Source organism: Thermococcus sp. 21S9, from assembly GCF_012027635.1.
GTDB lineage: Archaea > Methanobacteriota_B > Thermococci > Thermococcales > Thermococcaceae > Thermococcus.
Genome location: NZ_SNUS01000001.1, coordinates 791,778 through 813,109, shown reverse-complemented (window position 1 = coordinate 813,109; position 21,332 = coordinate 791,778). Strand labels below are relative to the sequence as shown.

27 protein-coding genes are annotated in these 21,332 nt (G+C 54.3%); 7 read left to right on the top strand and 20 right to left on the bottom strand.

Annotated elements, in window-relative coordinates; genetic code table 11:
* Window positions 1–137 precede the first annotated feature (137 nt).
* Genes E3E28_RS04690 through E3E28_RS04680 form a run of 3 tightly spaced genes read right to left on the bottom strand, consistent with a single transcriptional unit; the run spans window position 138 to window position 3,240 of the window.
* The gene (locus E3E28_RS04690; RefSeq protein WP_167914232.1) at window positions 138–815 is read right to left on the bottom strand and encodes a TrkA family potassium uptake protein; all 678 of its coding nucleotides are present in this window, start codon (window positions 813–815) and stop codon (window positions 138–140) included.
* Entirely contained in the window at window positions 815–2,335 is a 1,521-nt protein-coding gene (locus E3E28_RS04685) for a preprotein translocase subunit SecD (protein WP_167914231.1), read from the bottom strand. Before E3E28_RS04685 ends, E3E28_RS04690 begins: the two co-directional genes overlap by 1 nt.
* Window positions 2,332–3,240 carry a protein translocase subunit SecF gene (locus E3E28_RS04680; protein ID WP_167914230.1) on the bottom strand — a complete coding sequence of 303 codons (909 nt, stop codon included), beginning with the start codon at window positions 3,238–3,240 and terminating at the stop codon, window positions 2,332–2,334. The genes E3E28_RS04685 and E3E28_RS04680 overlap by 4 nt, the downstream gene beginning before the upstream one ends.
* A 314-nt stretch (window positions 3,241–3,554) precedes the next feature.
* Between E3E28_RS04680 and speD the strand changes: the two genes are divergently transcribed.
* Window positions 3,555–3,974: an adenosylmethionine decarboxylase gene (gene speD / locus E3E28_RS04675; RefSeq protein ID WP_167915207.1), complete on the top strand. Its 420-nt coding sequence runs from the start codon at window positions 3,555–3,557 to the stop codon at window positions 3,972–3,974.
* Here the strand turns inward: speD and E3E28_RS04670 are convergent.
* From E3E28_RS04670 to E3E28_RS04650, 5 genes are all read right to left on the bottom strand, one after another.
* On the bottom strand, window positions 3,971–4,516 hold the full coding sequence (locus tag E3E28_RS04670; RefSeq protein ID WP_167914229.1) for a hypothetical protein: 546 nt from the start codon (window positions 4,514–4,516) through the stop codon (window positions 3,971–3,973). The genes speD and E3E28_RS04670 overlap by 4 nt on opposite strands.
* A 23-nt stretch (window positions 4,517–4,539) precedes the next feature.
* Entirely contained in the window at window positions 4,540–5,286 is a 747-nt protein-coding gene (locus tag E3E28_RS04665) for a KaiC domain-containing protein (RefSeq protein WP_167914228.1), read from the bottom strand.
* 83 nt (window positions 5,287–5,369) lie between these two features.
* Window positions 5,370–5,873, bottom strand: a complete 504-nt coding sequence (locus tag E3E28_RS04660; RefSeq protein WP_167914227.1) for a PUA domain-containing protein — start codon at window positions 5,871–5,873, stop codon at window positions 5,370–5,372.
* A gap of 30 nt (window positions 5,874–5,903) precedes the next feature.
* Complete coding sequence (locus E3E28_RS04655; RefSeq protein ID WP_167914226.1) at window positions 5,904–6,470, bottom strand: hypothetical protein; 567 nt, start codon at window positions 6,468–6,470, stop codon at window positions 5,904–5,906.
* Window positions 6,471–6,497: 27 nt separating this feature from the next.
* Window positions 6,498–7,013, bottom strand: coding sequence for a YkgJ family cysteine cluster protein (locus tag E3E28_RS04650; RefSeq protein ID WP_167914225.1), 516 nt, complete (start codon window positions 7,011–7,013; stop codon window positions 6,498–6,500).
* 114 nt (window positions 7,014–7,127) lie between these two features.
* Between E3E28_RS04650 and E3E28_RS04645 the strand changes: the two genes are divergently transcribed.
* Both E3E28_RS04645 and E3E28_RS04640 read left to right on the top strand, forming a co-directional pair.
* Window positions 7,128–7,685: an HdeD family acid-resistance protein gene (locus E3E28_RS04645; protein ID WP_167914224.1), complete on the top strand. Its 558-nt coding sequence runs from the start codon at window positions 7,128–7,130 to the stop codon at window positions 7,683–7,685.
* Between the two features lie 6 nt (window positions 7,686–7,691).
* A complete protein-coding gene (locus E3E28_RS04640; protein WP_167915206.1) occupies window positions 7,692–8,459 on the top strand; it encodes a potassium channel family protein in 768 nt (255 codons plus the stop codon).
* On the opposite strand, the gene E3E28_RS04635 is transcribed toward E3E28_RS04640, so the two are convergent.
* On the bottom strand, window positions 8,456–10,225 hold the full coding sequence (locus E3E28_RS04635; protein WP_167914223.1) for a tRNA uridine(34) 5-carboxymethylaminomethyl modification radical SAM/GNAT enzyme Elp3: 1,770 nt from the start codon (window positions 10,223–10,225) through the stop codon (window positions 8,456–8,458). The genes E3E28_RS04640 and E3E28_RS04635 overlap by 4 nt on opposite strands.
* Before the next feature lie 96 nt (window positions 10,226–10,321).
* On the opposite strand from E3E28_RS04635, the gene E3E28_RS04630 reads away from it, so the two are divergent.
* Together E3E28_RS04630 and E3E28_RS04625 are read left to right on the top strand one after the other, a co-directional pair.
* Window positions 10,322–11,074, top strand: a complete 753-nt coding sequence (locus tag E3E28_RS04630; RefSeq protein ID WP_167915205.1) for a Nif3-like dinuclear metal center hexameric protein — start codon at window positions 10,322–10,324, stop codon at window positions 11,072–11,074.
* 75 nt (window positions 11,075–11,149) lie between these two features.
* Window positions 11,150–11,614, top strand: a complete 465-nt coding sequence (locus E3E28_RS04625) for a hypothetical protein (RefSeq protein WP_167915204.1) — start codon at window positions 11,150–11,152, stop codon at window positions 11,612–11,614.
* On the opposite strand, the gene E3E28_RS04620 is transcribed toward E3E28_RS04625, so the two are convergent.
* The 11 genes from E3E28_RS04620 to E3E28_RS04570 form a co-directional block, all read right to left on the bottom strand.
* Window positions 11,586–11,963: a hypothetical protein gene (locus tag E3E28_RS04620; protein ID WP_206203800.1), complete on the bottom strand. Its 378-nt coding sequence runs from the start codon at window positions 11,961–11,963 to the stop codon at window positions 11,586–11,588. The two genes, E3E28_RS04625 and E3E28_RS04620, sit on opposite strands and share 29 nt — an antisense overlap.
* Window positions 11,964–11,999: 36 nt before the next feature.
* Window positions 12,000–12,668 carry a hypothetical protein gene (locus E3E28_RS04615; protein ID WP_167914222.1) on the bottom strand — a complete coding sequence of 223 codons (669 nt, stop codon included), beginning with the start codon at window positions 12,666–12,668 and terminating at the stop codon, window positions 12,000–12,002.
* 99 nt (window positions 12,669–12,767) lie between these two features.
* The gene (alaS, locus tag E3E28_RS04610; protein WP_167915202.1) at window positions 12,768–15,509 is read right to left on the bottom strand and encodes an alanine--tRNA ligase; all 2,742 of its coding nucleotides are present in this window, start codon (window positions 15,507–15,509) and stop codon (window positions 12,768–12,770) included.
* A 47-nt stretch (window positions 15,510–15,556) separates the two neighbouring features.
* The gene (locus E3E28_RS04605; protein WP_167914221.1) at window positions 15,557–16,579 is read right to left on the bottom strand and encodes a DUF5305 family protein; all 1,023 of its coding nucleotides are present in this window, start codon (window positions 16,577–16,579) and stop codon (window positions 15,557–15,559) included.
* Window positions 16,560–17,474 (bottom strand): signal peptidase I, encoded by a 915-nt coding sequence (locus E3E28_RS04600; protein ID WP_167914220.1) that lies wholly within the window; start codon window positions 17,472–17,474, stop codon window positions 16,560–16,562. The genes E3E28_RS04605 and E3E28_RS04600 overlap by 20 nt, the downstream gene beginning before the upstream one ends.
* Complete coding sequence (locus E3E28_RS04595) at window positions 17,471–17,938, bottom strand: hypothetical protein (RefSeq protein WP_167914219.1); 468 nt, start codon at window positions 17,936–17,938, stop codon at window positions 17,471–17,473. The genes E3E28_RS04600 and E3E28_RS04595 overlap by 4 nt, the downstream gene beginning before the upstream one ends.
* Window positions 17,935–18,195, bottom strand: coding sequence for a hypothetical protein (locus E3E28_RS04590; protein WP_167914218.1), 261 nt, complete (start codon window positions 18,193–18,195; stop codon window positions 17,935–17,937). Before E3E28_RS04590 ends, E3E28_RS04595 begins: the two co-directional genes overlap by 4 nt.
* Entirely contained in the window at window positions 18,192–18,950 is a 759-nt protein-coding gene (locus E3E28_RS04585; RefSeq protein ID WP_240921704.1) for a SipW-dependent-type signal peptide-containing protein, read from the bottom strand. Before E3E28_RS04585 ends, E3E28_RS04590 begins: the two co-directional genes overlap by 4 nt.
* Window positions 18,951–18,981: 31 nt before the next feature.
* On the bottom strand, window positions 18,982–19,560 hold the full coding sequence (locus E3E28_RS04580) for a TasA family protein (RefSeq protein WP_167914216.1): 579 nt from the start codon (window positions 19,558–19,560) through the stop codon (window positions 18,982–18,984).
* 162 nt (window positions 19,561–19,722) lie between these two features.
* Window positions 19,723–19,995, bottom strand: coding sequence for a winged helix-turn-helix domain-containing protein (locus tag E3E28_RS04575; RefSeq protein ID WP_167914215.1), 273 nt, complete (start codon window positions 19,993–19,995; stop codon window positions 19,723–19,725).
* 280 nt (window positions 19,996–20,275) lie between these two features.
* Window positions 20,276–20,527: a hypothetical protein gene (locus E3E28_RS04570; RefSeq protein ID WP_167914214.1), complete on the bottom strand. Its 252-nt coding sequence runs from the start codon at window positions 20,525–20,527 to the stop codon at window positions 20,276–20,278.
* Between the two features lie 99 nt (window positions 20,528–20,626).
* Between E3E28_RS04570 and E3E28_RS11230 the strand changes: the two genes are divergently transcribed.
* Both E3E28_RS11230 and E3E28_RS04565 read left to right on the top strand, forming a co-directional pair.
* Entirely contained in the window at window positions 20,627–20,749 is a 123-nt protein-coding gene (locus tag E3E28_RS11230) for a hypothetical protein (protein WP_277346788.1), read from the top strand.
* Between the two features lie 45 nt (window positions 20,750–20,794).
* Complete coding sequence (locus tag E3E28_RS04565; RefSeq protein WP_167914213.1) at window positions 20,795–21,331, top strand: hypothetical protein; 537 nt, start codon at window positions 20,795–20,797, stop codon at window positions 21,329–21,331.
* The last annotated feature ends 1 nt before the right edge of the window (window position 21,332 follow it).

The window sequence follows — 21,332 nt, the reverse complement described above, 5'->3', positions numbered from 1 at the left end:
CCCTCCGATGACCCTGAAAACAGTTGAGCTTTTCGCCACCTTTGGCTTCCCTAACTGGTTTAAATAGTTTATGGTTTGATGGGACAGAAATGAAAAAATGATTAAAGGTGTGCATTCATTTTCGTCGGATTTTAGGTCTACTCCCCGCCCTCCAAAAGTTCCTTCACTTCCTTGAGGACGGAGTTCTTGGCGAAGACGATGACCTGACCCCTCTCTGGCAACCTTGTATCGCCGGACGGGATGATTAAGTTGCCTTTCTCATCGTAAACCGCTATGATAAGCGCGTCCTTGGGGAGCTTGAGCTCCTTAACGAGTTTTCCGGCAATCTTGCTGTTCTCGTCTATGTTGAAGCGCACTATCTCCGCACCCTCCTTGGGGAAGAGCACCCTATCGAATCCCGGCGTGACTATGTTCCTGCTGATGTACTCCGCCGCTATCTCCTCCGGTGAAATCACGAAGTCGAAGTACTTCTTCAGGTCGCCGACCTCCTCGAAGATTCTCCTGTTCTTGGGGTTGCTTATCCTAAGTGAGGTCTTGACGTTCGGGTTGAGGTTCTTCGCCAGGATGCAGGCCAGTAAATTCGCGTCGTCCTTGCCAGTTAAAGCCGCGAAGGCGTCGGCCTGCTTTATGTTTGCTTCTTCCAGCGTCTTCGGGTCCGTTGCGTCGCCCTCTATCACAAGGCCGTTTATCTGCATTGAGAGCTCCTTTGCCCTGTCCCTGTTCATCTCGATTATCGTAACGTCGTGGCCGTCCTCCTCGAGCATCTTGGCGACGAGGTAACCAACCCTGCCGGCTCCCATTATTATGACGTACATCAGTCCTCACCGACGAGGTACTTGGCTATCTCGGCGTAGGCAGGCCTCGTGACGAAGATTCCGATGAGGACACCGATGATGGTCGTCACTGCGAATCCCTTTAGGGTTCCGACGAAGTAGACCAGTAGGAAGCTCATGGCAGCTATCGTCGTCGCGGCCGAGGCGAATATAATGAAGAACGCCCTTCCAATCCTCTTGAGACTGCTGGCACGCCTCGTTATCTTCGTTGACCTCTCGCCTCCGAGGAGCTCATCGGTGATGACTATCTGCTGGTCAACTCCCGTACCTATTGCCGCGATGATACCTGCAATACTCGGCAGGTCAAGGTTCCACTTGATTAACGCTGCGATGCCGAGGATTATCGTGACCTCGAAGAGGCTCGTGCTGGCAACGGGTATGGCTATCTTCCACCTCCTGTAGTGGAAGTAGACTATCAGCAGGACGGCTATCAACGCCGCTATTCCCGCGTAGAGGGCCTGGGTCTTGAAGCTCTCTCCCAGCTTGGGCGAGATGAACTGCATTCCGATAACCTTGAGCTTGACCGGGAGCGAACCGCTCTTGAGGACGGTGTAGACGGTCTTGGCTTCCTGCTCCGCCTGAAGCCTGTTTGCCGCGTGGCCGGTTATCTGGACATCCGTCTGGGGTTCGCCGTTGGCAAGGCCCTCACCGAGGGAGTACGGGCCGTAGAGACCGAGGACGCTCTTGATGAAGTCGGTGTCGGTAACTCCACTCTGCCTCGGTATGTAGCGGACGCTCACGTTCATTGACTTAAGCGGGTCAACGAGGTTCTCGCCGACGTCAACGAGGACTATCGGCTTACCATCGGCGAGCTTCTTGAGTTCCTCGGCGCTCTGGTTGGCGTAAGCTATCGTGGTTATGTTAAAGGCCTTGTGAATTCTCTCTATCAGGTAAGGAGCCTGGGGTGCCTGGGCGTTGAAGGCAGTGCTGTTCATGAGGTCGTAGAGGCTCTTGGGAACGACGAGGAGCGAGTTGACAGGAGGGTCAAGGAACATGTCAACGGGCCAGCCGGCTTTGCCCTTGGCCAGCTCGGCGAACTTCTCTGCGGCGGCCTTGGAAATCCTGAAAGGAACCGCCCAGCTGTTGTCGGGCTTAATCTGGTAAACACCAACGTAGGTTATGTCCTTACCCGTTCCAAATATCACGCCGTCGAACTCCATGTAGAAGACACCCTGGCTCTCAATGACCTTTTTGAGGGCGTTTGCCTCTTCTGCACTCGTCACGTTCGCGACCTTGACTACAACTATGTCGTTACCCTGTCCCTGAACCTGGACGTCGCGGAGACCGTAGGTGTTCAAACGCTTCTGGAGGGAATCCACGACGAGTTCCATCGTCTTGGAGTCAACGGGGTGCTCGGTCTGCGCTATGAGCGCAACTCCACCCGAGATGTCTATTCCAAAGGTAAGGGGCCGGGTGGCGAGGGTCGCTATGGAACCCGAGAGGAATATGATGAGAAGGATTATCCTCCAGTTGAAGAGCAACTTCTTAAGCTTCCTGTTCATGCCTTAACCCCCCTTGTGGAGAGATACCACCTGAGAACGCCGGCGTTGAAAATCCAGGTGTTCATGAAGTCTGCAAGGAGACCGAAGATGAGGACTATTGCTATGTTGTCTATCGTCGGCGACGTTGAGATGAGCCAGAGCATGAAGAGGGCTCCAAGCGTCGTGGTGCTCATGGTAAAGCCCGTCGATACCGCGCTCAGGTAGGCCTCCTCTATGGTGTCCTCCTTCCTGCGCGTGAGCTTGGTGGTCAGGAGAATGTTACTGTCAACGGTGTAACCTATGAGCATCAGCAACGCGGCTATCGTCGCTGTCGTCAGCTGGATTCCGAAGACGCCCATCATGGCAACCGCTATCGTCATGTCGGAGAGGGCCGAGAATATTATTGCCAGCGATGAGACAGGGTTCCTGAAGAACAGGAAGACCACCACCGCCATCGCGAGGAATGCGAATGCTATTGCTTTGATTCCCTGCTTTTTGGCGAGCTCTCCAAACGTCGGCAGAACCTCACTGTGGGTGTACTCGGCGTTGGGGTACTTCTGCTTGAGGAGGTTGATAATCTTAACCGGGTCAACTCCGGCGGGAGCGTAAACGCGGATTCCCTTCGTTCCCTCAACGCTGGTGAAGCTTTCAACGTTGACGTTGACGCCGAGCTCACTGCTGAGCCACTTCTCCACCTGGTCGGGGTTTGCGTTTATCCCGTAACCGGTAACCACGACACCGCCCTTGAGGTCAATGCCGAGTGGAGGGAAGTGCACCGCCAGCAGGAGCAGTGCGATTATGAAAACCGCGAGCGGGTAGATTATCATCTTCCTTGGTTCCATCTCGGCCAAAAACCTGAGCTTTTCGCGCTTTTTCGCCCGGAACTCGTTGGGTTCTCCGGGCTTTTTAGCCTTCTTCCTGGCCATACGTTCACCCCTGAGAGTTTGTAATCTCGACTTGTGGTTAATTTGAAGGGCGAGTTTTAAAATTAGTGGTTCGCTGGTTTAAGTTGAGCACCGCTCACCATGAAAGTTTAAACGGCTTCGGACGCCTTAAAACCAGTTTTGGCAGAGAATAACAGAATTTTCCAAAAACTACCAGAAACTTTCAGTTTAAATCCATAAAACTCCGTTCCGGTTAGTTCAGAACTGAAACGGCCCGCTTATTCCCGTTCACTTTCGGGATTAACTTTAAAAAGGGAGCGCACTACCCACCCCTCAGGTGAGAAGCCATGAGCGAGATAGAGACCATTGGCTTTCACTACGTTGTGGAAGCGGCCGGGTGCGACCCAGAGATACTCGGTAACGCTGACAAGATAAGACAGATATTCCTTGAGGCGGCTAAGGTCGGCAACATGGAGGTCAAGTCAAGCTACTTCTTCAAGTTCTCACCAACTGGGGTCAGCGGAGTCGTCATCGTTGCGGAGAGCCACATCTCGATTCACACGTGGCCCGAAAAAGGTTATGCGGCTTTGGACGTTTACACCTGCGGAACCAAGGCCGAGCCCGAGAAGGCCGTTGACTACATCCTCGACAAGCTCAAGGCCAAGTACGCCCACGTCTCCGAGATAAAGAGGGGCATCGAGGAGGACGATGAAACGTTCACCCACATGATAATGACCTGGGAAGAGAGCCTCAGGAAAAACGGAAACGGAAGTTAAAGTAGCTTCTCTATTTCCCTTATCCTCTCGAGTGCGTCGTTGAGAACCTTTCTGACGTTCTCAAGCTTCGCCTGGAGCTCGCGGTTCTGAGCTTCAAGCTCCTTGAGTCTCTCCCTGAGTTCGTTGAGCTTCGCCTCAAGCTCCTCCTTCTCACGCTTGAGCTTCTCGTACTCCTCGAGCGCGACGAGCTGACCGCCCTTGGCGAGGACTTCAACGTTCCTGACGAGCTCGTCGAGCTTGCCCTGCTTTATGAGCTCGTAGGTTTCCCTGACGAGCTGACCTGCTTTCGTCTCGCCCTTGAGGTGCTTCCTTATGGTAGCCTCCGTCCTGCCGAGCTCTTCAGCGATTTCCCTGACGGTCATGCCAGCCTTCTCCCTCGCTATCGCTCCAGCCGCTACCGCGAGGCTGTCGACCCAGGTGAGCCTCTCGGCCGGGTCCTTGATGAGCTCTATGACCTCGGGCCTGAAGAGCGTCGCGAAGAGCAGTATGCTCTCGAGCCTGTGTATCTCCTCCCTTCCAATCGGGTTCAACGGGACCTCCATACCTCTCACCCCCTTTCAGTTTTTCACTCAATCTCAACGATGGCCTTTCTCTTCAGCACCTTGTCAGGATAGACCACGATTCCCTTGTCGGTTATCTCGAACGGGTGCCTCCTCATGGAGTGACTGGTTCCGCGCATCTTCCAGACTATCAGCGAGCGCTTGAGCTCGCCGTCAATCTCGTCAAGGTCGAGCCTTATTATGCCGTCAACGCCGTGCTCAACGCCGGGTCCGCCGAATCCGCGCTCGCCGACGCTTATCTGGCTAACGAGTATGCTCGTAACCCCGAGACCCGCTAAAACGCGCTTGAGCTGCATGACGATGCTCCTCGCCATCGCCGGCTTGTTGATGTAGAGCGTCGTAACCGAGTCGATAACGACGCGCTTGGCCCCGAGGTCCTTCACGGCCGTCCTGAGGACGTCTATGAACTCCCTGATGTCGGTCAGGTCGTGGACGATGTACTTCTCGTACTCCTTGCTCTTGCCGATTCCAGCGGTGAAGGCGTCCACCATCGCGAAGAGGCCCTCTTCCTCGTACTTTCTGACGTCCCAGCCGAACTGGGCCATGTTCTGCCTCACCTGAACCGGGTGCTCCTCGAGGGCAACGTAAATGCCAGGCTCACCCATCTGGAGTCCGTTCCATATGAACTGCTGGCTGAATATCGTCTTCCCCGTTCCCGGCCCACCGCTGAGCAGGACGACGTTCCTCTCGGGGATTCCACCGTGAAGGATTTCGTCCATGCCGGGAATGCCGGTCTTGACCTTCTTAATCATGAGCGTCACCCCCTTTAGTAACCTTTAGTTACCATTAGGCTCTACGCAAAAGGTCTTAAAAAGGTTACGTGCGGTTAGAAAATTCAGCGCTTCCGTCTCAGGAACTCCCCGATGTCGGTGACGTTCAGGATAAACTTCCTCCTGCTTTCGGGGTTTATCCTGCCAATGCCGAGGATAATCCCGTTCTCGTCGTAGATTACGAGCTTCTTCGTCCCCTGCCAGACGTATTTCCTCACACCACTCCTCGGGACGTCCTTGCCCGTGGTGAAGAGGAAGCCGGCCTTTGGACTCAGCACCGCGTAGTTCTTCTCGACCTCAACAAAGTAGAAGAACTCGACGTTGGGGTAGAACTTTTCAACGAGGTTGTCAACCTTAATCGTGCCGACGAAGGTTCCGTAGGCGTAGGGTTTGACGGCCAGGCCTTCAAGCTCCCTCCAGACCCTCTCGTTGACGGCGTAAACGTCCCTGAACTTACCCTCGACGACGGCGAAGAAATGGTGCTTCAACTCGCCGTACTTCTCGGCCTCGCGAAGGATTAAGTCGTACTCCCATGCGGAGGCACGGCGGTAGCGGAGTTCCTGGCTCATGTCACTACCCTTGGCACGGAACTTAAAAGCTTAGCCCGTTCCGTTGGGAGGGCTGACGTTTTCTGGGTGGGCAACAATAACGGTCGCGTTCTCGGGAACGCTTTCGTTCATATGAATGTGTGCGTAGTAATCCTCAACAATCCACTGGGCGGTCAGGAAGCTCACCGCGCCCGAGAACAGCAGAATCAGGAGCGCCGAAACGATGAGCAGGGGCGAAACGTCCTCAAGGTTTTCCGTGCGGAGCAGGAGGAACAGGCCGAGGAGCGAGAGGAGTGCCCAGGCAACGAAGAGAACCCGTAGGAGGGGAGTCTCGTCGGTAAACTCAGGGAAAACGGCCAGAGAGCCAATAAGACCAACGGAGAAGTAAACTACCCCAATGAGCCTCCCCCTGCCCGGCTTTGGGGTGAAGCCCATTGAATAGAGGGAGAACGCCCCGAGGGCGAAATACAGGAGAACCAGGAACGGAATGAGCCACGCAACTTCACGAAACACCCGCTGGGGAAGGAGAACGGAGAACATTATCGAAGGAATCCCGTAGAAGACGATGTTGAGAACGCCCTGAACGAGATAAATGCAAGTCAGCAGGAGGCCCTTCATAAGAGATGTTAGGGAGAAGTTGTATATTTACTTTTCGAGCTCGTCGAGTAGCCTTGCAAAGCCGTCCATATCTGTCTTCTCGAACTCCCTCTCGAACTCAAGCCCGAGCTCCGCTATCTCCTCGGGCGTTATCGTCGTTTCCGGGTTTTCGGAGTTTATTCCGGGACAGCTCTCATCGAAGTAGAGCCACAGGGTTTCTCCTTTGTACCGGAAGGGCATCTCCCCCTCGACGCCGAGCGGTTTCTTAGAGACCATGAATGGGTAAATACGGCAGATAATCGGCCTGACCTCGTGAATCCGGCACTTACCGGTTTCAGGGTCGTGGAAGACGCAACCCAAATCCCACTCGCGGACGGCGAGAACGAAGCGTATCTTATCCCCTTCAACCGAGAAAGTCACGAAGTCCTGGGGGTCGTTTCCGGCTTTGGCTATTCGCTCGACGTCCTTCAGAGTCAGGTAGACGTGCCTTCCCCTGCAACAGTCGAGGCAGTAGAGACAGCGGAAGCCAACTGGCTCTGTGAAGGGTTTCGGTTTGAAGCGCATGGGCGGGTGTTGGGTTATCCCTTTATAAAGCTCTCGATATTTTAGTAACTAAATTACAGAAAACTTTTTAAGCGGTTAAAGTTACTTTTCGTGAAAAAATACGGAGGTGGTAGAATGGAGTACGGTGAGCTCAAGAAGAACTGGGCCTGGTTGTTGGGCCTTGGAATAATCTTCGTGACCCTCGGATTCGCTGGGTTGCTCCTCCTGCCACTGGTGACGATAACGAGCGTTGCCATCTTCGGAGCCTTCATGCTCGTCGCCGGAGCGCTTCAGATTGCGCAGGGAATAGCGAAGGCCAGGGACTGGAAGAGCAGGGGCCTGCACATACTCATGGGTGTCATCTACGTCATAGGCGGTATAGCGACCCTTGAGAACCCCGTTCTCGCGACGACCGTACTGACGCTCGTCCTCGGGTTCTCGCTGATTGCAATAGGTGCGATAAGGATTGGAGTTGCCTTCCAGAACAGAGATGTGAGCCAGTGGGCGCTGATGACCCTGTCGGGAGTCCTGACGATATTCCTTGGCGTCCTGATAGTGCTCCAGTGGCCCTGGTCGAGCCTCTGGGCGATTGGACTGTTCGTGTCAGTTGACCTCATAATGAGCGGTGCCAACTTCATCGCGATAGCGCTGGCGGCGAAGGCAGAGGGCGAAAGGACTCCTGCAAGGGGGTGAACAGGGCTGATAGCCCTTGTTTCCCTCATTTTGGTCATAACGCTCTCGCTCATAATCGTCAGGATAGGCGCCACCGCCCTTGAGATGACGGGCCTCTCCAAAGAGGTAGCCTCGTTTCAGGCCCAGTCAGCCTTCTCGGGAACGGGTTTTACCACGAGCGAGAGCGAGTACGTCGTGTCCCACCCCGCGCGGAGGAAGATAATAAGGACCCTCATATTCCTTGGAAGCGCCGGAATAGCCTCCGCGATGGCCACCCTCGTGCTGACATTCGTCGGAAAGAGCAGGGCGGAGGCGACGAGCTACCTGATAATCCTCGCGCTCAGCCTCGGGACCCTCTACGTAATCTTCACCTCCCGGCGGGTGGAGCGGTGGATGAAAAAGTGGATTCGGCGCTTCCTGAACAGGGCATTCCCCCAGCTCAGGGTTTACGACTACACCCAGCTCCTCGGCATAACCCACGGGTACTCAATATCCCAGATTAAGGTAAAACGGAACAGCTGGCTGGCCAACAGGACGTTGAGGGAGCTTGAACTCGACAAGGAAGGAATTCTTGTCCTTGGAATTTACAGGAAAACCGAAAAGGGCGAAATCTACATCGGTGCCCCAAGGGGAGACACGCTGATAAAGCCAGGCGACGTTCTGATATGCTACGGCCCGGAGAACGTCCTCATGAACCTCTCAAAGAGACTTAAGGGCGCGAAGGGAGACAGGGAACACGAAAAGGCGGTTAAAGAGGCAGAACTAAGAAAGATTGAAGAGGAACTCCAGGCCTAAGTGTTCAGGTGCGCGTCGAACTCTTTACTCTTTTTGTAGTCCGCATAGCCCCTATCGAGCCTCTTCGCGACGTAGGGCCCGTTCTTCCGGTAGCCGAACTTCCGGTAGTAGTTCCTGACGCCGACACCGCTGATAACGAGCATCTTCTTGACGTCGAACTCCTCGCGGGCGATTCTTTCAGCCTCGGCCAGAAGCTCCCTTCCGTAACCCCTGTGTTGCCACTCATAGCGTGGCTTTCCTCCAATCGGCACGAGCGGGCCGTAAACGTGGAGCTCCCGGACTATCGCCGAGGGACAGCAGTTTATCTCCTTCCTGTGGGCTTTTTCGCTCGGAATCCTGAGGCGGAGGAAGCCTATCAGTATGTCGTTCTTGGTATCTTCAAAGCTCAGGAAAATTTCCCTTCCGCCAGCTGCCTCGTAGTCCTCGCGGAGGAGCTTTATATGCTCCACCTCCGGCTGGATTCCGAACTTCTCCATCATGTGGCCGACTTCCCTGAAGCGAATCTCCCTCGGCCTTATGCCCCTCTTGATTAGCTCGTTGAAGACGAGCTGGCCGAGGTTTGAGTGCTTGACACCGTCAACGATGAGCTGAACCGGAATGTCGCGCTGGATTCTCATAACGCGAACCCACTTCGGGAAGAGCTTGTAGGCCTCGACGAGGAGCTCTACCGCTTCTTCCGTGCGGTAGGGACGGTATTTACCTTCCCTCCACCAGCGGTAGAGGGGGGCGTCCTTGGTTACGAGCGTCGGGTAAACCTTTAGCATGTCGGGCCTGAAGCGGGAATCCTCGAAAATCGTCCTGAAGGTGTAGAGGTCGCGTTCGAAGTTGCTTCCCGGAAGGCCGGGCATTATGTGGTAGTTGATTTTCAAGCCGGCATCACGGAGAAGCTGTGTGGCCTTAACAATCTCCTCGACGCCGTGACCGCGCTTGGTCCTCTCGTGGATGAAGTTAAAGACCGTCTGAACACCCAGCTCAACGCGCGTCGTTCCGAGCTTGAGCATCCTGTCAATCTGCCTCTCGAAGGCCCAATCCGGGCGGGTCTCTATCGTAAGGCCGACCATCCTGACCTTAGCTTTCTCGTTCTTCCTCTGCTCGTCTTCAAGGTAGTAGTAGGGCTTTGAGTGAGTTTTGAGCCATGCCTCGCGGAACTTCGGGTCTTCCTCAAAAACGGACTCGTCCTTCTTCACTATCAGCCTAATCAGCTTCTCCTCGAGGTTCTCTACGTCTTTAAAGTGCGGGAAGTCGTTCATAGCCTTAAAGGCCTCTTTTATGAACCACTCCTGGTAGTCCAGGTCAACCGCCGGGAAGGTTCCGCCCTGGATTATGACCTCGACCTTGTCAACGTCGTGGCCTATGTCGGTGAGCTGTTTGAGGCGACGCATCATGATGATGTAAGGGTGATAAGCGCTCTGGATTGCCCTCAAAGCTGACGGCTCCCTTCCCGTGTAGCTCTGGGGTGAACCAACGCTCGGCCCGCCGGGACAGTAGATACACCTGCCATGAGGGCAGGGAAACGGCTTCGTCATCATAGCGACAACAGCCACCCCGCTTATCGTCCTCGTCGGCTTTCTCTTCAACAAGTCCCGGAACTCCTCGCGCCTCTCTTCAGGAATGGTCTTCAGGATATCGGAATTGCCCGGAATCTTTGAGAGATGGTACTTTCTCGCCACCTTAATCTTCCAGCGGTTGAGCTCGTCTCGGCTCTTAATCTCGCCATCCATCACGAGTCTCGCCAGCTCTCTAACTGCCCTCTCAAACTCGTCCATGGCAACACCTCTCGCTCGATGTAGGGCGGGGTTTTAAAAGGGTTTGCGGGGCATATTCAGTTAATGAATAATTCACCAGGTGAATAGGTGATAACCATGAACCGCGACGAGCTGGTCGCTTTCCTCGACGAATACCTTCAGGTTTCGGCTTACCCCGACAAGTCGAGCAACGGCCTCCAGGTGGAGGGAAAGGAAGAGGTCGAGAGGGTAGCGTTTGCCGTGGACACGACGCTCAGAACAATCGAGAGGGCCGTTAATGGAAAGGCCGACATGCTGATAGTGCATCACGGGATGATTTGGGGAGGTCTTAACTATATAACAGGTATCCATTACAAGCGGTTGAAGGCGCTAATCGAGAACGGCCTGAACCTCTACGTGGCACATCTACCCCTCGATGCGCACCCTGAAGTCGGAAACAACGTCGGCCTGCTCAGACTTCTCGGTCTGGAGCCCAGGGGGCCCTTCGGCGAGTACAGGGGGCTGAGCATAGGCTTCTACGGCGAGTTCGAGGAGCCACAGCCGATTGAGAAGGTAGCCCAAATAGTGGCGGAGAAGCTCGACACGACCGTTAAGACCTACGAGTTCGGGAAGAGGGAAGTTAAAACCGTCGGCGCGATAAGCGGGGCAGGCGCTTTTGCACTGGAAGAAGCTTACAGAAAGGGAATAGACCTCCTCATCACCGGCGAATTCGGCCACGCCGACTATCTGACGGCCCTCGACCTGCCCCAGAGTGTCTTAGTTGCGGGACACTACAAGACGGAAACGCTCGGGGTTAAAGCACTGATGGAGCTTATCAGGGAGAGGTTCGGGCTGAGCGTCTTCTTCATAGACGAGCCAACCGACCTCTAATTTCGTTTTCCCCGCGTAATCACCTACACAAAAGCGTTAATAACCAGCTGGAACAAAGTTTCTTGGGTGACAGGGATGAACAAGGCCCTCGCTATCATGGCGATTATCACCGTTGCACTCGTCGCGTACGCATTCAAGACAGCCCAGCTACCGCCCGCGACCATCGACTACAAGGAGGTATTCTACATAGACAACCAGAGCGTCACATTCGTGACAAAGGACGGCTACGGACTCTTCACAATGGAAATAAAGCCGAAGATAAGCTCCTTCGAACTGACGATACAGTTCCCAGAGGGGACGAGTTACCTCATCCGCTACGGCGACCGGGAATACCGGGGAAAGGACACCTTCAAGATTACCGTGGAGAAGGACAGCGTGCCCAGTGAAGTCTACGTCCAGTTCCAGCTCTCGCCGGAGCTAACCAAGAAGGTGGTTTACGAAGGGGAGAGCCCGCAGATAAAGATTACCGGTGAAAAGGCCCCGTTCTGGCATGCCGAGGACGTCATTTACATCAAGTACAGGAAGACAGAAAAGTCCTGAGCTCCGGAATAACCTTTTCTTCTCCCATTATCCTGAGCGGAAGGCCGAGTTCTTCCGCGTATTTGAGAACCCAGCCGGGGCTTCCTTTGAAGGGCGTGATTATCCAGAGCTCCGGGAAGCCGGCTCTGTGGGCCTTGACAACGTCGTAGAGGACCCTCTGCGGAAACCACTTGAAAGATGCTTCAAGCTCTATCGCCAAAAGCTTTTTCTCGCCGTCGAGTATCGCCACGTCTATCCTCGTGCCGTCAGGCGTCCGGTATTCTGGAACGGCCTTAAGGCCGAGCTCATCGGCGAGCGCGATTATCTGGCGCGTTAGGGTTTTGACCTTGATTGGGGACACCTCAATCATTATTTGTTAAACTCGCTCTTACTGCGATATTAAACATCACATCGCAAACATGACTATGGTGAGGAATATCACAATTGGTCCTTTCATATTGCCAGTTTTATATGCGTAATAGTACGTTATCCCAGCTTCCATTGATGTGAGAACCGCAACTGCAATTGCCACATAAAGAGGCCTGTTTAGAGCTTGGAGAACATGCATCGCGCCCCAAAAGACTACGGGAATTACTATCGCATTCCTTCTACCTATAAACTTGACACTGCCAAGGTATAGCATGTTGACGGATAATGCTTCTATGAAGTAGTAAACGTACTGAGAAAAGAGAGTGAACAGGGCCAGGGTTCTATCCCCAGCGAGTTTGAGAAAGTACCTATACTCTCCGAGTATCTGGGGGTGATAGGTCTTCATGATAAGCGCTGGAACATCTATTGGAAGCAACAGGAGAGATGCACAAAGAAGGGCTAACCCCAAGTCCCTGAACGACAGCTCTCCCCTCCACAGGTCAGCCCAATCAATGTTTAACCATCTAAGGAAGGTTAGCATGAGGAAAAATCTAAGAATGGTCGTCCCCCATAGGCTTGTAACTTCATACGTTATCCCTGAGCCGAAGAGAACCATGAATATTTTGTCGACGCTTAGTTCAAGACCCCAGCTGATTACGACTGCATAACCAAAGCCGAGGAGAATTGCACTCTTCCAGCCATTCATTCTAAGTCCCCCTCAAGTGGACCCACTTTCGTTACCCGTTTCGGTTCCGATAGTTTGCGAGGCTTTCAAAAGAAAAATGAAAGTCTCCAATGAAGGACGTTAACCGAGCCTCTTCTTGACCTCCCCTATCGCCTCCTCAGCCTTCAGCGGGTTCTTTATCCTGCCCTGGGCGAGTTCTTTCCTTCCGCCACCGCCACCGCCGGCGATGCTCGTTATTATTTTCGCCAGCTCGCCGGCCTTGAGGTCGAGACCGTCTCCGACCGCAACGACGAAGTGGCCCTCCCTGCTGATGAGGACAACGACGCGCTTCTCCTTCCTGAGCCTGTTCGCCGCTTCACGGAGGTCCTCCATCGTGCCCTCAACGACCGCGCCGATGTACTCTACCTCACCGATTTTCTCGACTTTGTTCTCAAGCTCGTAGACGAGGAGCTTTGCCAGCTCTTTCCTGAGCTTCTCGACCTCTTTCCTCGCTTCCTTCCACTCGTTGAAGAAGCGCTCAGCAGTTTCAGGCACCTTCTCCGGCGGGACGCGGAAGATTTCAGCGGTCTTCTTAAGCAGTCTCTCCGTTTCCTGCATCCAGTCGATTGCCGCTTCTCCCGCCGCGAAGATTATCCTCTCAACGCCGTCCTGGATTCTCTCGGTTCTCAGAATCTTAATCGGACCTATAAGCCCGGTGTTCGGCAGGTGAGTTCCACCGCAGGCCTGGACGTCCCAACCCTCTATCTTGAGCACCCTGATGACCCTTCCCGGGACGACTCCACCCTGGTAGAGCCTGAACCCATACTTCATCTCTGCCTCGGTCCTCGGGAGCCACTCCCAGGTCACCTTCCTGTTCTCCATGACGACGCGGTTGGCGAGGCGCTCTATCTCCCTGAGCTCCTCCTCGGTTATGCGCTTGTAGTGGGAGATGTCCAGCCTCGCCCAGTCCTTGTGGAGCTGTGAACCGGCCTGCCAGACATGCTTTCCTAAGACCCTGACGAGCGCGCCCATGAGGACGTGTGTCCCCGTGTGGTGGCGCATGTGCTGGATTCTCCTGTCCCAGTCAAGCTTTCCGTGAACCTTAACGCCCGGCTTGAAGAGCTCCGGTTTATCAACGCGGTGGAGGATTACCTTCCCGACCTTCTGGACGTTGGTGACCTTGACCTCCTCGCCGTTAACCTCGAGCGTTCCGGTGTCGTAGGGCTGACCGCCACCCTCCGGATAGAAGGCCGTCTGGTTGAGCACGACCCAGTCGTCTATGACCTTAACGACTTCCGCATCGAACTCCTTCATGAAGGGGTCCTCGTAGTAGAGCGTCCTCGTGTCGGGCAGGTCTTTAACGAGCTCGAAGTCCACCACGTACTCAGCGGCGGTCTTCTTCTCGGTCTTCTCGGCCTGCTTGGCAACGAGCGTGTAGAAGTTGTCCGGAATCTCGACCTTTATGCCCTCCCTCTGGGCAATCTCGGCCACTATCTCTGGCGTTAGACCGTGGCTCTCGTAGAAGAGAATGAGCTTTTCGAGCGGGAGCTCGTTGATGCCCTTCTTCTTGAGCTTGGCTATCTCGCGCTTCACCAGGTCGCTTCCGCGCCTGAGGGTCTCGTGGTAGCGCTTCTCCTCAACGTTGATTATGTCGAGTATAACGTCCTCCATCTCCTTGAACTCGGGGAACGTCGGCGAGAGTTCCTTTATGTGCATGGCGACGATTTCAGCGAGCGGAATCTCCAGACCGAGCTCGCGGAGGTGCCTTATGCTCTTCCTTATGAGGAGCCTCGCGAGGTAGCCGGCCTTGACGTTGGACGGGATTACGCCGTCGGCGAGCATGAAAGTTAAGGCCTTAGTGTGGTCGGCTATCGCGTAGATTAGCTCATAGGGCCTAACGGCCTTCTCCAGCTCCTCGACGGTTATGCCAACGCGCTTCGCCACCTGCTCGCGGAGATACCTTAAGTCGCCCATGTCCTCGATGTCGAACATTCCGGCGAGGCGGGAGTTCTCCATGAGAATTCTCTCGTCTATCTTTTCAACGCCGGCCATCTTCTTGAGCGGTTCGATTACGTAGCCGAGAACGGCGTCGTAAGCCGTTGGAGTGCCGTGGCTCATCCAGACGAGCCTCTCAAGGCCGTAGCCGGTATCAACGACCCTCGTCTCCATCGGGACGTAGTAGTCGCCCTTTATCTCGACGACCTGGCTCGGGTCGGCGTTTTCGGGGGCTTTCTTGTACTGCATGAAGACGAGCGTTGCCACTTCCAGACCGCGGTAGAGCACCTCGAACGCCGGTCCGGCGTTTCCTCCGCCTGCCCAGGGGTTCTCCTTGAAGGTTATGTCTTCCGGTTTCATATTCAGCTCCTTGGTGAAGAACTCGAAGGCGAGCTCAACCGTCTCGTCCATCCAGTAAATCGGCTTGCCCGGGTAGTTGAAGGCATGGTGGGCCATCATCTCGAAAATCGTGAAGTGCCTGCCGGTTATTCCAACGTTGTCAATGTCAGTGAAGCGAATCGAGGGCTGGCTTATCGTGAGCGGGTTCGCCGGCGGGTCGGCCTCACCGCTGATGACCCAGGGCTGGAAGTCCATGATTGAAGCGCCGACGAGAAGAACGTCGTCCCTCCAGCGCGGAAGAACCGGGTAGCGCTTGACCCTTCCGTGGCCGTGCTTTTCGAAGAAGCTCAGGAACTTCTCGCGCATCTCGTCGAGGGTGTACTTCTTCGGTATGCCGGGCTTTCCTATGAACTGGTACTCGTCACACGGCGGGTCTCCACAGGTTTCCCTGTCAGGGTCGAGCGTCCAGAAGTATTTACCACACTTGGGGCACCGCTTCCTTATCCAGCCTTCCTCTTTAAACATTCTCGTGGTCATGTCCATGCTCATAATTCTCACCTGGGGGTAACTGAAAGGGGATGTAAAAAAGGCTTTCGTTAGGATTTCGGAGAGAAGATGTAGAGAACTCCCCCGTCCACGAAGAAGTAAAGTCCCCTTTCGGAGTCATGGATTACCCTCTTCCCGTGGTCAATGGCAGTTTCAACGAGGTCGCCAAGGCTCGGGAACTCCACCTTGGGCGGTGAGTGGACGTAGCTTTCAGGGAGCTTTCCAGTGCTTATCCACTTGCCGTACCGTCTAAGCTCCGCCATGGCTTTCATCCTCTCCACCTCATCGGGGGAGGGGTTGAAGCGGAACCTCAACACAAGCGCCACAATGGCCAGGACGAGGGCCAAGACAGAGCCCCCGAGGAGCAGTGTGCGCTTTACGCGGTTGACCGGCCTCGTGAAGGTTACGGTTTCAGTGTACGTGCCCGTGCCGTTGACGGCGTCACCGGTGAAGGTGTAGACCGAGCCGTAGGACACCTTAACGTTTCCGTTCAGGGAGCCGCTTCCCGAAACGGGCCTTCCTTCGACGGTTCCAGAGTAGGAGAAGTCCCCCTTCACCTCGATACCGCTCTCAAAGCGGGGCAACTTCAGAAAGGCCACATCGGATTCAATCCTCGAAACGACATCGGAGACGTTGACCGGGATTGAGAGAACGACTCTGTTCCTGCCCGATGCCGAAGAGGCGTTGTAAACCCTCTCAAACAGCCTTTCGCCGTTGTAGGAGACGTAATAGAGAACCTTCATATGGGCGGTGACGTTGACGTTGGCTGATTTGGCGTAAATCTCCCAGGTCAGCGTCGGCTCAAGGACGGGGGTGACGTCGAGGGGGTAAATGGGAAGGCTAACCCTCTCCCCCAAAGACCAGATGGGGTTCTCTTTTGCAACGACGGCGGACGCGTTGAGGACACCACCCCAGCGGTAGAGGGGCTTGGAGACCTTTGAGGTTTCACGGACGACGGAAGGGGTTACAGTGTAGGCGTACGCCAGCGCCCCGGAGAGTAGCAGGGAAACGAGAAGAACGGCCAGCCAGTTCCGCCTAATTTTAAGGAGGGCCTCAAATAAAGCGGGTTCCATGCCTTTTCACCTCCACGTTCGGGAACTTCGACGTCCAGAGGGGATACAGTGTGAGCGTTAAGAGCATGGCCAGAAGAAGGACGAGCGACCAGGGAAAAAGGGGCATCCCGGAGAGAAGGACAAGCCACTGAACCGGGAGGACGGCGTTTACTGCGTGGGTGTAGTTGCAGGCGCAGGAGTCACCGGGATGAAGGTAGACGTATCCGGGAACCCCACCGGAGATTAAGAGCACCGGCAGTTTTCCATTGTTGGAAACCCAGCCGTCATCTGAGCTAAGTTGGGGTGCCATGAGAACCGCAAGGGAGATGAAAGAAACTGCAAAGACTCCAAGGGCTTTCTTTAGCGAGACTGAACGGGTGAACCTTGAGGAAATCAGCCGAAAGCGCTCCTTTCTCCTGGAGACAATAGGGCGCTCAAAGAAATCTCTAACGAGCGAAACAAGCAGGTAAACTCCCGGAAGCAGAATGAAGAATACGTAAACCACAAACAGCGCCCGCCGGTCGGGGTTGTGCCTTGTCATATAACCGAGATAAGGAAGGACGATGGTGACCTTCCCGACGACGCTCTGGGCGGGGACCGGCTGGGGGTCATCTTCTTTGTTGTTGTCTCCCTTCGTAACGAAGTACAGACCGGTCGAGTTTCGAATTACACCGACGACCCGGTGGGTGTACAGTGTATTGCCCGCCTCTTTCCCCTTAGCCCACGTCGGGTGGAAGGCCACCACGTCCCCGATTTGAACACCGGAGGCGTTCACCGGCTCGATTAAGACCATGTCACCGGGATTGAAGTAAGGCTCCATGCTCCCACTCAGAACAACGAGTGGCGTCAGCGTCCTGAGCCTTGAAAAGGCCAAGAGAAGCACGAGGATGACCGCAAAGGAGATAAGCCTTCTCATCTGTGACACCATCCCGGAACTATGGACAAGGGATACTCCTCTCCGTTGATGTAGAGCACGATATACATAACTCCCTCACGGTGATGGCCTGTTTTGTAAAGGATTAAGGAAACGTTGTGGAGCCCGGGGGTAAGGCTGATGTTCAGGGGGATGTAGAAGGTGTTCTCAGCGGAGATTTCAGTATTATCAACGATAAGCCCTCTCAGGACCCAGCCATCACTCTTGAAGTATATCCCTTCGAACGTGACGTTGTCGGTGGCGTTGAGGACCAGGCCGGAGAGGAGGTAGTAACGGCAGTGACAGTGAAGGAGCGTGACGTTGCCACAGCTGATTTGAACCGGGTTCGGCTCGATTTCAAGGGACATGCTTATTGAAGAGGAATCTGAGAAGTAAGCGAGTGAGCCGAAATACGAATAGGCGAAAATTGAAACGATTGCAAGCCAGACCACGAGCGACCTCATCATTTCATCACCAGCTCCGAGATTACGTAGACGGCCATACTGAGGAACACCACGGCGAGACCAACCCTCGCAAGGAACGAAATCGTTCCCAGTGCCATCGTCATCTCCCTGGGGGAAGTTGTCACGTTCTGCGTCATGTTCTCAAGTACCGTGGATGCGTGGGGACTTGTGTTGCCCACCATGTACATCGCCGACAGGTAGAGGGCGAAGGTAACCGCCACAAAGAAAAAGATAGCGTAGAGGACCCGCATGGGGCTCACGGCTCCGACTGCACTAACCTCACATGGACGGTCATTATACAGACGTCACCCTGCCAGTAGTCCTGGCTAACGTTGAGCATCTTTGCCCCGAATCCGTCCATGGACAGCTGGGTATTGGGCTCGTTTAGATACTGGCTATCGTGTATATCGAGGGTACCGTAGAGAGGCTGTGGACCAGGCAGACCCACGAACTTTATCCTAGACAGGTCGTCGAGGGTAATCTCCTGTCCCGGGCTGAACTGGCTTTTCAGCTCGGGTGCGAGATGCTCGTATCCTGTATCGGTCAACTTTGTGTCATAGATTAAGCGAAGGGTGTGGCTGTTCGTGTACTCCATGGTGTTCACGGTTATCTCCTTCAGCATCATATAGGCGCTCTCATTAGTCTGGAGTGTATCCGACTCTGGCCCCGGGTGAAGACCATCGGTGTAGTTACCATCATCGTCCTCGTAGCACTTGAACGTAAACCATACCTCAACCGTCGTGTTTGGATAAGTGCCGTTATTGTAGATGTGTATTCCCCTATCTCCCTCCACGTAGCCACCGTTAACACCGGGAACCCTTCCAGGGGCAATGTAGAAGTATCCCCACTGGGCATTCGCACTGTTGGTATGGTCTGTAAGCACGAGGTCGAGGGTATCCGCAGTTACGTAGTTCCCCGCACTGACCTCAACGTCGCTGAAATAGGCCCAGGTGCCGTAACCGACGGCTACTACAACGAGCCCCGCCAGGAAGAGGGCAAAGAAGGCACTGCGCATCCCTGTCACCCCAATAAAAAGTTAGGGGGAATCACCCCTGCACCTGCTGGAGGTAGAGGTGAACGTCGAAGGTGAGCTTATCACCCTGGATGTCGTTCCCGGCGTTGTTGTAGTCAATTGAAGCCTCGACAGTTATCTTTCCAGTCTTTCCGCCGTCGAGTGGGCCAAGGTCAAGCTTGTTTCCGGAGTTGTCATAATTCCAGTCCTTGAGGTAGCCCTCCCAGACGAGGTTATCGTTGTAGTAAATCTTGACGTAGATAACATCCGCAAGGGTCTGCCCGTTGTCGGTCTCGGATTCGGGGTGTATGTTATCGGCCATTGAGTAGTTCATGTAGAGGTAGAGCTCACCCGGAAGACCGCCTTCGTTCATAACGTAAACGTCATCGCTACCGCTCCAACCGGGGTAAACCTTTCCAAAATCAATGTTCGAGGGAACGTTGGTTCCATCATACCAGGTGCTGTTATCCGGACTGACTTTAAGATTCAGGATGTCAGCCGTTATGTAGTTCCCAGTGCTGGACTCTGTGTCGCTGAAGTAGGCCCAGGTTCCTGCCCCGAGTCCAAACAGTACAACACCAACAACCAACAAAGCCAAGATTCCGCTCTTCATTCCATGCACCTCCGGGCAATATGCCCGTACTATATGTTATCATTTGAGCTTATAATATCCCGAGAAATCGCGTTTAGAACGTAACATTCTGAGATATACTTCGTAACTTTGTTACGGAAAGAAACGACGGGGGCAGGCCCCGGAGGTTTGAAAGAGAAAAAATCAAAAACCATCGAAGGAATCAAAATCACCGAGCTCACGATAAATCGTTGAAAGGCTTCGTAGGAAAGTCCTACCTTTGTCGGTAACGCGATATATACGTCTGTTCCCCTCAATGGCCTCAACGAGGTAACCTTTTCTCAGGAGGTACTTTATGTAGTTCGTGGCGAGCTTAAAGTTCAGGTTCGCCCTGTAAACAATCTGGGTTTTCGTCGCACCTGTGCCATTGGCTGACTCAAGGATGTCCGCAATAATTTCAACCCTTGAACGCCTCATGCCCCAACCCCCAACAGGAAAGATTGCAAAGTCCTATTTTAAAGAACAGATTGTAGCACAACTCGGTTATATCCAACAAGGTAACGTAAAGGTTCTATTTAAACTTTGCGGGTTATATAACTTCCAAAATTTTTGATAGTAATTTGGATAATCTTCAAAAGTCGGAGGCAATAAGCCGAGCTAATGAGGATTACATTGAGAATAAATCAAAAGGATACTAACCAGTATGGCAAAGTTCCAAGAATGCCACAACACACGGGGGTACACTGCCACGTCCGAATCACTCGTCCTCAGGGAGAAAAATTATGGGGAACTTCATCTTCTTCAGCAGTTCGACCATACGCTGGTAGGTCTTCCTCTGCATCTCAAGCTTGTGCCTCAGGCTCGCGTTCTCGATGGCAAGCCTGTTGGCTTCATCAACCTTGAGCTTCAACTGCATCCTCAGCTCTATTATCTCCTCCTCAAGCTCGCGAATCGAGCGCTCGAGCCTCTCAATCTCCTCGATGTACTCACGGCAGAGGCGCCTCTTCATGCCGGTCAGCCCCGCGAAACGTCGTCACCAATCAGGGGGCTCCAGACTCATCATCCCTACGGCACAAAGGGTTTTAACGGTTGCCTCTTATAAACTCTGGTGGTCGAGATGTGCGGGTTCCTGAGGAGGGCATTCCAGAGGTGGCGCGCCCGCTGTCCCTTCGTCCGAAGGCTTGAGGAGTGGAGGATGAAGAGGAAGGCCCGGGAGTTCAGGCTCGAGTGAGGGCACCTGCGCAATCCTTTTAACTTTGATGAGCATTTGCGTGCGGTGGTGTCGTTGCGGAAGCTGGCGGTTTTAATCGCGACGGTTCTTCTGGCCGTCATGGCCCTTCCGGCACAGGCGACGAGCATCTCCACCGACCACCAGGAATTCACCTACGCGGCGACATATTACTTCAACGTTGACTTCTACGGTTACCCCGTCTACTTCCCGAGCTGGGCGCAGGAGCACGTCTGGGACAGGCACGTCCTCGGCTACGAGAGGGACTACAAGGAGAAAACGACCTTCTACCCGCTCGGCCAGTACGTGGCGGGCAGGAAGCTTCCCGAAACCATGGACGGCTATGACGTTGTTTACCTAATCGAGGAGACGATAGAGTACGGCAACCCCGAGTTCGACGGGAACAGGGTGGTGCTCACCTACGACCTGCCGGGTTACGAGGCGTCCTACTATGGAATAGACGAGATGAAGGCGGTAATCCAGGAAGAGGAGTACGATGGATACGTTTACTTCGAGGTCGTGACTGCCTACCCGGTCTACGGCCCGGACGTTGCCGTCTACGAGGACCACCACTGGGTTGATTAAA

Excerpts from the sequence above, each read along its gene's own strand:
- E3E28_RS04690 (WP_167914232.1), bottom strand. The coding sequence starts at position 815 with ATGTACGTCATAATAATGGGAGCCGGCAGGGTTGGTTACCTCGTCGCC.
- E3E28_RS04685 (WP_167914231.1), bottom strand. The coding sequence starts at position 2,335 with ATGAACAGGAAGCTTAAGAAGTTGCTCTTCAACTGGAGGATAATCCTT.
- E3E28_RS04680 (WP_167914230.1), bottom strand. The coding sequence starts at position 3,240 with ATGGCCAGGAAGAAGGCTAAAAAGCCCGGAGAACCCAACGAGTTCCGG.
- E3E28_RS04670 (WP_167914229.1), bottom strand. The coding sequence starts at position 4,516 with ATGGAGGTCCCGTTGAACCCGATTGGAAGGGAGGAGATACACAGGCTC.
- E3E28_RS04665 (WP_167914228.1), bottom strand. The coding sequence starts at position 5,286 with ATGATTAAGAAGGTCAAGACCGGCATTCCCGGCATGGACGAAATCCTT.
- E3E28_RS04660 (WP_167914227.1), bottom strand. The coding sequence starts at position 5,873 with ATGAGCCAGGAACTCCGCTACCGCCGTGCCTCCGCATGGGAGTACGAC.
- E3E28_RS04655 (WP_167914226.1), bottom strand. The coding sequence starts at position 6,470 with ATGAAGGGCCTCCTGCTGACTTGCATTTATCTCGTTCAGGGCGTTCTC.
- E3E28_RS04650 (WP_167914225.1), bottom strand. The coding sequence starts at position 7,013 with ATGCGCTTCAAACCGAAACCCTTCACAGAGCCAGTTGGCTTCCGCTGT.
- E3E28_RS04645 (WP_167914224.1), top strand. The coding sequence starts at position 7,128 with ATGGAGTACGGTGAGCTCAAGAAGAACTGGGCCTGGTTGTTGGGCCTT.
- E3E28_RS04635 (WP_167914223.1), bottom strand. The coding sequence starts at position 10,225 with ATGGACGAGTTTGAGAGGGCAGTTAGAGAGCTGGCGAGACTCGTGATG.
- E3E28_RS04630 (WP_167915205.1), top strand. The coding sequence starts at position 10,322 with ATGAACCGCGACGAGCTGGTCGCTTTCCTCGACGAATACCTTCAGGTT.
- E3E28_RS04625 (WP_167915204.1), top strand. The coding sequence starts at position 11,150 with ATGAACAAGGCCCTCGCTATCATGGCGATTATCACCGTTGCACTCGTC.
- E3E28_RS04620 (WP_206203800.1), bottom strand. The coding sequence starts at position 11,963 with ATGATTGAGGTGTCCCCAATCAAGGTCAAAACCCTAACGCGCCAGATA.
- E3E28_RS04615 (WP_167914222.1), bottom strand. The coding sequence starts at position 12,668 with ATGAATGGCTGGAAGAGTGCAATTCTCCTCGGCTTTGGTTATGCAGTC.
- alaS (WP_167915202.1), bottom strand. The coding sequence starts at position 15,509 with ATGAGCATGGACATGACCACGAGAATGTTTAAAGAGGAAGGCTGGATA.
- E3E28_RS04605 (WP_167914221.1), bottom strand. The coding sequence starts at position 16,579 with ATGGAACCCGCTTTATTTGAGGCCCTCCTTAAAATTAGGCGGAACTGG.
- E3E28_RS04600 (WP_167914220.1), bottom strand. The coding sequence starts at position 17,474 with ATGAGAAGGCTTATCTCCTTTGCGGTCATCCTCGTGCTTCTCTTGGCC.
- E3E28_RS04595 (WP_167914219.1), bottom strand. The coding sequence starts at position 17,938 with ATGATGAGGTCGCTCGTGGTCTGGCTTGCAATCGTTTCAATTTTCGCC.
- E3E28_RS04585 (WP_240921704.1), bottom strand. The coding sequence starts at position 18,950 with ATGCGCAGTGCCTTCTTTGCCCTCTTCCTGGCGGGGCTCGTTGTAGTA.
- E3E28_RS04580 (WP_167914216.1), bottom strand. The coding sequence starts at position 19,560 with ATGAAGAGCGGAATCTTGGCTTTGTTGGTTGTTGGTGTTGTACTGTTT.
- E3E28_RS04575 (WP_167914215.1), bottom strand. The coding sequence starts at position 19,995 with ATGAGGCGTTCAAGGGTTGAAATTATTGCGGACATCCTTGAGTCAGCC.
- E3E28_RS04570 (WP_167914214.1), bottom strand. The coding sequence starts at position 20,527 with ATGAAGAGGCGCCTCTGCCGTGAGTACATCGAGGAGATTGAGAGGCTC.